Source organism: Rhizobium sp. SAFR-030 (genome assembly GCF_059415005.1).
In genome coordinates this window covers 274,835-286,640 of record NZ_JBPFDO010000002.1, presented here as the reverse complement: position 1 = coordinate 286,640, position 11,806 = coordinate 274,835, and the positions used below count along the sequence as shown (strand labels likewise).

The 11,806-nt window shown below is 66.4% G+C and carries 1 protein-coding gene; it reads left to right on the top strand.

What is annotated here, in order from left to right; all coding sequences use genetic code 11:
- The first annotated feature begins 178 nt into the window (after positions 1-178).
- Positions 179-11,800, top strand: coding sequence for a BapA/Bap/LapF family prefix-like domain-containing protein (locus tag ACR65N_RS07015; protein ID WP_440456358.1), 11,622 nt, complete (start codon positions 179-181; stop codon positions 11,798-11,800).
- Positions 11,801-11,806 lie beyond the last annotated feature (6 nt).

The window sequence follows — 11,806 nt, the reverse complement described above, 5'->3', positions numbered from 1 at the left end:
CGGTTGATCGCATCGCGGATTGCTTCCAACTAGATGCAACAGGGGGCCGGTGAGATTCGGCGGGATCTCAATCCCGGCTTGCACTGCACTGCAACGGGCAGCGGATATCCGCTGCACGCTGCGGGTGAAACGGATGACCAAGTGCCGGATGACGCGGCACGACAGGCGAGGATAGACCATGGCAGTGATCACAGACAAACAGAGCGGCGCAAGTGTACGGGTCTCGGACCAGAACATTGTGATAAGCCGCCCGAGTACGGTCACTCTATCCCTGGAGCCCGACGACATCCTGTCGATGCGCCGCTCTTCCGACGATCTCATCCTTCAGCTGGATGACGGCCGCACCCTGACGCTGCGCAATTTCTATACCGGCGAAGACGGCGAGCGCAGCGAACTGCTGCTTCAGGATTCGGCCGGCGATGTCTGGGCCGGCCAGTACACCGACAATCTGGCCGATTTCCAGTTCACCGAAGCGGGCGCCGTCGACCAATTGGCGGGCGCCGCAGCCGCAGGCGCTGGCGGGACCTCTGCTCTCGGTCTCGCTCTTCCTCTGGCGATGGCAATCGGTGGCATCGCGGTTGCCGGCGGCCTCGGGGGCGGTTCGGGCGATGGCGGCGGAAACGACGGCGGCACCAGCCCCGGTGGCACCCCCGGCGACGGTGGCACTCCCGGTGACGGTGGAAACCCCGGTGGCGGCGCAGGGCCCGGCGACGGCGATGGCGATCCGGGTCCGAACCCGGGCGGCGATCCGGGTACGGGCGGCGACCCGGGCCCGGGTCCAAATCCCGATCCAGACGGTGATACGACCGCACCCGGCACTCCCTTCGTCGCACTCGGTAACGGCGATGGGCTCATCGGCAGCAACGAGATCGTCAACGGCCGAGTCACGGTCACGGTTGGGCTCGCCGGTACCGGCGCGGCTGCCGGCGACACTCTCACCATCAACGGAACAGACCGGCAGCTGACGCAGGCCGACATCGATGCCGGACAGGTGGTCGACACAGTCGCAGCGCCGTCCAACGGCCAGCCTCTTTCCGTCACGACGACACTGACCGATCCATCCGGCAACTCGTCAACGCCGCAAACGATCAGCGCGCTCGTCGACACGGCGGCACCGGGCAGCCCGGTGGTGACACTCGGCAATGGCGACCCATTGATCGGCAGCGGCGAAATCGTCAACGGCCTCGTCACCGTCACTGTCAGCCTTGCCGCAACCGGCGCAGTCGTCGGTGATCGCCTGTCAATCAACGGTGCCGTGCGCACCCTGACGCAGGCCGACATCGACGCCGGCCAGGTTATCGACTCGGTTGCAGCACCCGGCAATGGCCAGCCGCTCACCGTGACGACGTTCCTTGCGGATGCAACCGGCAACGCATCGCCGCCGCAGACCACAACCGCTGTTGTCGACACATTCGCACCGGGCGCTCCGAGCGTTCTCATCGGTGATGGCGACGGGCTCATCAGCACGACCGAAATCGACAACGGCATGGTCACCTGCACCGTCAGTCTTGACGGTACCCGCGCGGCAGTTGGCTACCGGCTGGTAATCCACGGCACGGTCCGCGTCCTCGACCAGTCCCACATCGATGCCGGAGAGGTGGTCACGGAGGTCGCCGCACCCGGCAACGGTCAGTGGCTGACGGTCTCCGCAACGATTATCGACCCGGCCGGCAACGCGTCCCCGCCCGACATCGCGGCCGCTGTGGTGGCCATTTCGGGCCCCGGTACCCCGACCGTCTTCCTCGGAAACGGCGACGCACTGATCGGCAGCAGCGAGATCGTAAATGGCCTCGTCACGGTCACCGTCAGCCTGGCGGGTACCGGAGCGGCAGCCGGCGATCTCCTTTCGATCAATGGCAGCACGCGGACGCTCAGCCAGAGCGACATCAACACCGGACAGGTGATCGAAACCGTCACGGCACCAGCAAACGGTCAGACCCTGACAGTGACCGCGGCAGTGACCGACAGCAACGGCAATACATCGCTGACGCAGACGGTCAGCGCCGTGGTCGATACCGCCGCACCGGGCGCGCCTGTCGCGGCGCTCGGCAATGGCGACGCATTCATCGGCACAAGCGAGATCGTCAATGGTCTTGTTACACTTACCGTCAACCTTGCTGGAACAGGCGCCGCCGCCGGCGACCGTCTCTCCATAAACGGCAATACCCGTACCCTCACGCAGGCCGATATCACGGCCGGACAGGTGATCGAGACCGTTCCCGCGCCTGCCAACGGCCAGCCGCTCAGCGTCACCACCTCGCTGACGGATGCTGCCGGCAATTCGTCGGTTCCGCAGACGGTGAATGCAACGGTCGACACCGCGACGCCTGGAGCCCCCGTCGTGGCGCTCGGCAATGGCGACGCGCTGATCGGCACCAATGAGATCGTCAACGGCCTCGTCACCGTCACCATCAATCTTGCAGGCACGGGCGCGGCCGCCGGAGACCGGCTGTCGATCAACGGCAGTACCCGGACGCTGACGCCGTCCGACATTACCGCCGGCCAGGTCATCGAAACCGTCGCTGCGCCCGCCAATGGCCAGCAGCTCAGCGTCACCACCTCGCTGACCGATCCGGCCGGCAACGCGTCGGTGCCGCAGACGACGACAGTGATCGTCAACACATCCGGTCCCGGTGCCCCGAGTGTTACGCTCGGCAACGGCGACAACCTGATCGGCACCAGCGAAATCGTCAACGGACTGGTCACTGTCACTGTCAACCTTGCAGGCACGGGTGCCGTCGCCGGCGATCGCCTGTCGATCAATGGGGCTCTCCGGACGCTCACCCAGGCCGACATCACCGCCGGCCAGGTGGTCGAGACCGTTACCGCTCCCGCCAATGGCCAGCAGCTTTCCGTCACCACGACACTTGCGGATTCCGCCGGCAACACGTCCGCCCCACAGACGGTGAGCGCCACTGTCGATACCAGCGCTCCCGGCGCCCCGGGCGTCACTCTCGGCAATGGCGATGCGCTTATCGGCAGTGGCGAGATCGTCAATGGTCTCGTCACCGTCACAGTCAACCTGGCGGGCACCGGCGCCGCAGCCGGCGACCGCCTGTCGATCAACGGCAGCATGCGGACGCTGACACAGGCCGACATCACCGCCGGCCAGGTGGTCGAAACGGTTGCAGCACCGGCCAATGGCCAGCCCCTGACGGTCAGTGCAACCATCACTGATGCAGCTGGAAATACCTCGCTGCCTCAGACGGCAAGCGCAACCGTCGACATTTCAGCCCTCGGCGCACCCGGCGTCACGCTCGGCAATGGCGATGCGCTTATCGGCAGCGGCGAGATCGTCAACGGCCTCGTGACCTTCACCGTAAGCCTCGCCGGAACCGGGGCGGCGGCCGGCGACCGCCTGTCGATCAACGGTGTGGCCCGGACCCTCACCCAGAGCGACATTACCGCCGGCCAGATCGTCGACACCATCGCTGCTCCGGCCAATGGCCAGCCGCTCGCCGTAACGGCCACCCTCATCGATCCCGCCGGCAATGTTTCCACACCACAAACCGCGAGCGCCATCGTCGACATCGCTGGACCGGGCGCTCCCGTTGCCACGCTCGGCAATGGCGATGCGCTCATCGGCAGCAGCGAGATCGTCAACGGTCTCGTCACCGTTACCGTGAGCCTTGCCGGCACAGGTGCCGCGGCCGGCGATCGTCTGTCGATCAACGGCAGCACCCGCACGCTCAGCCAGACCGACATCACCGGCGGCCAGGTGGTGGAGACGGTCGCAGCACCGACCAATGGTCAGCTGCTCAGCGTCACGACCACGCTCACCGATCCGGCCGGCAATGCGTCGTCGCCGCAGACTGTCACGGCGACCGTCGACACCACGGCGCCGGGCGCTCCAGTCGCAACGCTTGGCAATGGCGACGCGTTGATCGGCACAGGCGAAATCGTCAACGGTCTCGTCACGGTCACCGTCAACCTCGCCGGCACGGGTGCCGTCGCGGGTGACCAACTGTCGATTAACGGCAGCACCCGCACGCTGACGCAGGCCGACATCACCGCTGGTCGGATCACCGACACGGTTGCAGCACCTGCCAACGGCCAGCCGCTCAGCGTGACGACGTCGCTCATCGATGCGACTGGCAATGCGTCCGCGCCGCAGACCGTCACGGCGACCGTGGACACGACGGCACCTGGGGCGCCAGTCGCAACGCTTGGCAATGGCGACGGGATCATCGGCGCCGGCGAGATCGCCAACGGCCTCGTCAGCATCACCGTCAGCCTTGCCGGCACAAATGCGGTCGCCGGCGATCGACTGACGATCAACGGCAGCACAAGGACATTGAGCCAGGCCGACATCACCGCAGGTCAGGTCGTTGAAACCGTCGCGGCGCCGGCCAATGGCCAGACACTGAGCGTCACGACCAGTCTCATCGATCCGGCCGGCAACGCGTCCGCGCCGCAAACCGTAACGGCCACCGTCGACACCGCCGCACCGGGTGCGCCGGTCGCGACGCTCGGCAACGGCGATGCCCTCATTGGCGTAAGCGAGATCGTCAATGGCCTCGTCAACGTCACCGTCAGCCTTGCCGGCACCGGCGCCGTTGCCGGCGATGAGTTGTCTATCAATGGCATCGTGCGGACGCTCAGCCAGGCCGACATCACTGCCGGCCAGGTCACAGCCACGGTGACAGCGCCCGCTGACGGACAGCAGCTGTCAGTCACGACGGCTCTCACCGACGCTGCCCGCAACACGTCCTCGCCGCAGACCGTCACTGCGACCGTCGACACGACGCCCCCCGGCGCACCCAGCACGACGATCGGCAACGGCGACGGGATCGTCGGTAGTGGTGAAATCGTCAACGGCCTCGTCATCGTCAACGTCAGCCTTGCCGGAACTGGCGCCGTCGCCGGCGATCGACTGACGATCAACGGCAGCACGAGAACACTCAGCCAGGCCGACATCACCGCAGGTCAGGTCGTTGAAACGGTCACGGCACCCGCCAATGGTCAGACGCTGTCGGTCGTCGCCACCTTGACCGATCCAGCCGGCAATATCTCATTGCCCTCCACGACCACTGCGGTTGTCAGCACCTCCGGCCCCGGAACACCAAGCGTCGCGCTCGGCAACGGCGATGCGCTCATCGGCACAAGCGAGATCGTCAATGGCCTCGTCACCGTCACCGTCAGCCTCGCCGGCACCGGCGCAGTTGCTGGCGACAGCCTGTCGATCAACGGTGTCGCCCGCACGCTGACCCAGGCCGAGATCACCGCGGGTCAGGTCATCGACACCGTCTCAGCCCCCGCCAACGGCCAGCTCCTCACGGTCACCGCGACGGTGGTCGATACGAACGGCAACACCTCCCTGTCGGAGACGGTGAGCGCCACCGTCGACACCGCGGCACCCGGCACGCCGGGCGTGACGCTCGGCAATGGTGACGGCCTCATCGGCGCAGGCGAGATCGTCAACGGCCTCGTCACCGTCACCGTCAGCCTTGCCGGAACCGGTGCGGCCGCCGGCGATCGGCTGTCGATCAACGGCAGCTTCCATACGCTGAGCCAGGCCGAGATCACTGCTGGCCAGGTTGTCGAGACGATCACGGCACCCGCCAACGGCCAGTCGTTGACGGTCAATGCGACGCTTACCGATACTGCCGGCAACACGTCTGCACCGCAGACGGTCACCGCTGTTGTCGATACTGCCGCTCCGGGCACGCCGGTTGCCACTCTCGGCAATGGCGACGGCCTCATCGGCGCAAGCGAGATCGTCAATGGCCTCGTCACCGTCACCGTCAGCCTCGCCGGCACCGGCGCAGTTGCAGGCGACAGCCTGTCGATCAACGGTGTCGCCCTCACGCTGACCCAGGCTGACATCGCCGCGGGCCAGGTCATCGATACCATCCCGGCACCTGCCAACGGGCAGGCGCTGAGCGTCACGACCTCGCTGTCGGATCCGGCGGGCAATACATCCGTCCCGCAGACCGTAACGGCAACTGTCGACACGGCAGAACCCGGCACGCCAGGCATCACGATCGGCAATGGCGACGGCCTCATCGGCACGAGCGAGATCGTCAACGGCCTCGTCACCGTCACCGTCAGCCTTGCCGGCACTGGTGCCGCCGCAGGCGATCGCCTGTCGATCAACGGCAGCTTCCATACGCTGAGCCAGGCCGACATCACGGCGGGCCAGGTGACCGAAACTGTTGCCGCTCCGCCAAACGGCCAGCAACTGACAGTCAGCGCCACCCTTACCGATACAGCAGGCAACGCGTCCGCGCCGCAGACGGCCAGCGCTATTGTCGACACCGCGGCGCCGGGAACCCCTATTGCCACGCTCGGCAATGGCGATGGTCTGATCGGCACCGCCGAGATCGTCAATGGTCTCGTCACGGTCACTGTCAGCCTCGCAGGCACCGGTGCTGCCGTGGGCGACAGCCTGTCGATCAACGGTGTCGCCCGCACGCTCACGCAGGCCGACATCACGGCGGGTCAGGTCATCGATACCGTCCCGGCACCCGCCACCGGCCAGACGCTCAGCGTCACCACCTCGCTCTCGGATCCGGCTGGCAATACGACCGTCCCGCAGACCGTCACGGCGACCGTCGACACCTCCGGTCCGACCGCACCGGGTATCACGATAGGCAATGGCGACGGCCTCATCGGCAGCAGCGAGATCGTCAACGGCCTCGTCACCGTCACGGTCAACCTCGCCGGAACGGGTGCCGCAGCCGGCGATCGTCTCGCGATCCACGACAGCACTCGCACACTGACCCAGGCCGACATCACCGCCGGTCAGGTGGTGGAGACGGTCGCAGCGCCAGCGAACGGTCAGGCGCTCAGCGTCACGAGCACGATCACCGATCCAGCCGGAAATGCCTCCACCCCAGCCACGGCCAACGCCATCGTCGACATCACGGCACCGGGCACGCCGGGCGTTACGATCGGCAATGGCGATGGCCTCATCGGCAGCGGCGAGATCGTCAACGGCCTCGTCAGCGTCACCGTCAGCCTTGCCGGCACCGGTGCCGCCGTCGGCGATCGCCTGTCCATCAACGGCGCCCTGCGGACCCTGACCCAGGCCGAAATCAATGCCGGCCAGGTTGTCGAGACACTCGCAGCGCCCGCCAACGGCCAGACGCTTGCGGTCACCGCATTACTGACGGACGCAGCCGGAAACGGCTCCACGACCGCGACGGCCAGCGCCATTGTCGACATCTCCGCACCCGGGGCTCCGGTTGCAACGCTTGGTAACGGCGACGGCCTGATCGGCAGCGGCGAGATCGTCAATGGTCTCGTCAGCGTCAATGTCAGCCTCGCCGGCACCGGCGCGGCTGTCGGCGACCGCCTGACGATCAATGGCAGCACGCGCACCCTCACCCAGGCCGACATCACCGCCGGCCAGGTTGTCGAGACGGTCGCCGCACCGGCCAACGGTCAGCCGCTGACGGTCACCACTTCGCTCACCGATCCGGCCGGCAACAGCTCGGCTCCGCAGACTGTCAGCGCCATCGTCGACCTGACGGCGCCAGGCGCACCCGGAGTGATCATCGGCAATGGCGACGGGCTCATCGGCAGCGGCGAAATCGTCAATGGTCTCGTCACCGTGAGGGTCAGCCTCGCCGGCACAGGCGCGGCCGCCGGAGATCGCCTGTCGATCAACGGCTCCGTTCTCACCCTGACGCAGGCCGACATCACCGCAGGACAGGTGACCGATACGGTTACTGCTCCGGCCAATGGCCAGCAACTCGCCGTCACCGCGACGCTCATCGATCCGGCAGGCAACAGCTCGCTGCCCGGCACCGCCAGCGGCATCGTCGACATGACCGCACCTGGCGCGCCAGGCGTTACCATCGGCAACGGCGACGCCCTCATCGGCAGCGGCGAGATCGTCAATGGTCTCGTCAGCGTCACTGTCAGCCTCGCCGGCACCGGTGCGGCAGCCGGAGATCGCTTGTCGATCAACGGCAACATCCGGACGCTGAGCCAGGCAGACATCACCGCAGGACAGGTCGTCGAGACGATCACCGCGCCCGCCAATGGCCTGCCTCTCGCTGTCACCGCGACACTGACAGATGCCGCAGGGAACGCCTCCCTGCCGGGAGCTGCCAGCGCCACCGTCGACACGTCGGGACCGGGCACGCCGGGCGTTGCCATCGGCAACGGCGATGGCCTCATCGGCAGCGGCGAGATCGCCAATGGCCTCGTCACCGTAACCGTCAGCCTTGCCGGAACCGGTGCGGTCGCAGGCGACCGCCTGACAATCAACGGAGCCACACAAACCCTTACCCAGGCAGACATCACCGCCGGCCAGGTCATCAACACGGTCGCAGCGCCGGCCAATGGCCTGCCGCTCAACGTCACCGCGACGCTGTCCGATCCTGCCGGCAACACCTCCCTGCCCGCGACAGCCAATGCCCTGGTGGATACATCAGGACCAGCCGCGCCAGCCGTGACCATCGGCAACGGCGACGGCCTCATCGGCAGCGGCGAGATCGCCAACGGTCGGGTCGCCGTTACCGTCAGTCTTGCCGGATCCGGTGCAACCGCCGGAGATCGGCTGTCGATCAACGGCAATGTTCAGACGCTCAGCCAGGCCGACATTACTGCGGGTCAGGTCATCTCCACGGTTGCTGCGCCGGCCAATGGACTGCCGCTCGTCGTCACCGCCACATTGACCGATCCGGCCGGCAACATCTCCGCACCGGGGATAGCGAACGCCACCGTCGACACGGCCGCGCCGCTTGCACCGACCGCACAACTGGCGGCCGACAGCAACATCGTGGGTGACGGCGTCACCAACCAGGGCACGATCCTCGTCGGCGCGCTGGAAACGGGTGCCACCTTCGAGTACAGCACCAATGGCGGTGCAACCTGGCTCCCCGGCACCGGCACCAGCTTCGTTCTGCCGGCCGGCACCTATGCCGCCGGCGCCGTTCAGGTGCGACAGACGGATCTGGCCGGCAATACAGGCGCGCCGGCTTCGCTCGGTGCGACCGTCGTCGATACAACGGCGCCCAGCCCGACCCTGGCTCTCGAAGCCAACACCGGCAATCCGGCCGACAACCTCACCACCGACGGCACGGTGCTGGTCGGCAACATCGAGCCCGGACAGAGCTGGCAGTACAGCATCAACAACGGCGCGACCTGGATTACCGGAACCGGCAACAGCTTCGAGCTACCGCCGGGCGTCTATGCCAGCGGTGCCGTCCAGGTGCGTCAGGCCGATCTGGCCGGGAACCTCGGAACAGCGGCGCTCGGACCTGTGGAGGTCTTCCTGCTTGATGCAGTCGGCGACCCGACAACCGTCGCCCTCACCGTCACGCCGACGACCTCAAACGTGCCTCCGGCAACCGGCGCTGTCGGTGGGTTGCTGAACCTCGGATTGCTGGGCAGCGCGGTCGACGTCGGGCTCATCAGCAACAACAGCGCCTTCACCTTCGCCATTCCGGACAACACCATTCGTCAGGTCACCATCGACGGAACCGGTACGGCGCTCCTCAACCTGTCGCTGCTCGGCGACGTGAGCTTTGATTTGCAGGTCTACCGCGCCGAACCGGGCAGCACGACGGCAACGCTGGTCTTCGAGCGGGAGAACTGGCTCCAACCCGGCAGCCTGATCAACCCGACCTGGAATGCGGACCCGCTGGTGCTTCCGCAGTTCGAGGGCGGCGGCACCTATTATGTCGTGGTCGGCAATGACGGTGGCTTGCTCAACCTTTCGCTGCTCCAGAGCCTGACGCTCAATACCGTCTCCGATGTCATCACCGACTATCGGAATGGAAGCGGCGGCACGAGCGGCAACGTCCTTGCCAACGATACGGTGCCGACGGGAACCACCGTCAGCAGCATCAACGGCACGGCGGTCGCTGCCGGAACCCAGATCGACGGTCTCTACGGATCGCTGGCGATCAATCCGGACGGCACCTACACCTATACGGTCTTCTCGCCGTTCACCGGTACGGATGGTGCCCAGGACGTCTTCACCTATACGATCCGGTCGCCGGATGGCTCGACGAACACCTCGGCCCTCACGGTAACCCTAGACTTCCCCGCAATCGCCCCCGAGCTCCGGATCGCGGCCGACAGCGGCGTGGTCGGCGATGGGATCACCAACAACGGCACCATCCTGGTCGGTGGCCTCGAAGCCGGCGCGGGATTTGAATACAGCCTCGACCGGGGCGTCACCTGGACGGCCGGAACCGGCGCCAGCTTTGCTCTCGCCCAAGGCACCTATGCCGACGGCGCAGTGCAGGTGCGGCAGGTGGATACCGACGGCACCCGCGGTGCCGCGGGCTCGCTCGGTCAGCTGACGGTCGACACCACCCCGCCGCCCGCTCCGGTCATCGGCCTTGCCTCCGATACCGGTGCGATCGGCGACGGGTTCACCAGCAACGGCACGGTTGCCGTCAGCGGCATCCAGGGAACCACCTGGGAATACACCGTCAATGGCGGCACCACCTGGAGCCTTGGCACCGGAAACAGCTTTGTCCTGCCTGTGAACACCTATGCGGCCGGTGCCGTGCAGGTGCGCCAGACTGACGTTGCCGGCAATCCCGCCGCGACAGCACTCGGTCCGCTGACGGTCTTCAACCTCGATGCGGTGAACAACACCAACACAGTCGGCCTGTCGGTCACGCCGACGTCATCAAGCCCGGCTCTGCAGACGGGGCGGGTTGGTGGCCTTCTCAACCTCGCGCTGGTCGGCAGTGCCATCGATGTCGGCGTACTGAGCAACAACAGCGCCCTGACCTTCGCTGTTCAGGAGAACACAACGCGTCAGATCAGTCTCGACGGATCGGGCTTCGGTCTGTTGAACCTTGGATTGTTCAGCGACGTCAACTTCGACCTGCAGGTCTACCGGGCCGAGGCGGGTGCGACCACGGCAACCCGCGTCTACGGTCTGGACAACTGGCTTGTCGGCTCAGGCGGCATTCTCGGCGCGAACTGGGATGCCAATGTCGTCACGCTGCCTCGTTTCGAAGGTGGCGGCACCTATTACGTGGTGCTCGGTAACAACGGCGGCCTGCTCAACCTGTCGCTGCTCGGCGGCCTCAGCGTCAGCACGACGTCCGATGTCATCAACAACTACCGCAACGTCAACGGTACGGTGGGCGGCAATGTACTGACGGACGACATCAGCCCGGTCGGCACCGTCGTCTCGGCAGTGAACGGTCAGGCTGTCGGCGCGGGAAGTCAGGTCAACGGCCTCTACGGGACGCTGACCATCAATCCGAACGGCACCTACAGCTACGCCGCAAACTCGCCCTTCACCGGGTCGGATGGTGCTCAGGACGTCTTCAACTACCGGATTACCACGGCCGACGGATCGACCGACACCGGTACGTTGACGCTAACGCTGGACCACCCGGGCGTGCCGCCGGTCGCCACTGTCACCGCGTCCCTGTTCCTCAGCGATGCCATCGCCCTGGACATGTCCGGTGACGACGCCAGCGCGGCACTTAGCGCGGACGACAGCCATGACACGCTGGCGATGCATGCGCGGACCTTCTCCCTCGACGCCGTAGGCGACGGTGGAGACGGCTCGACTGCTGACGGAACTGGTGCGGACGGCTTCGGAGCAGATGTGGTCGTGGCAGACGGAACCAGTACGGACGGATCCGGTGTCGAGGCGCTCGCCTTCGACCTCTCCGGAAGCAGTTCCATGGAGATCGATCTGTCCGGGCTCGACAGCCTCGACAACCAGGGCGATGCACCGGCCGAAGCGCCGGAACTCGCCTCGGCGGATGTGCCGACCGTCCAGCCGACAGAGCTTCCGGAGCCGGCACCGACCGATCCGTTCGAGCCGCTCCACCACCAGGACGACCAGAACCATCTGCCGGTCGTCTGACAATCG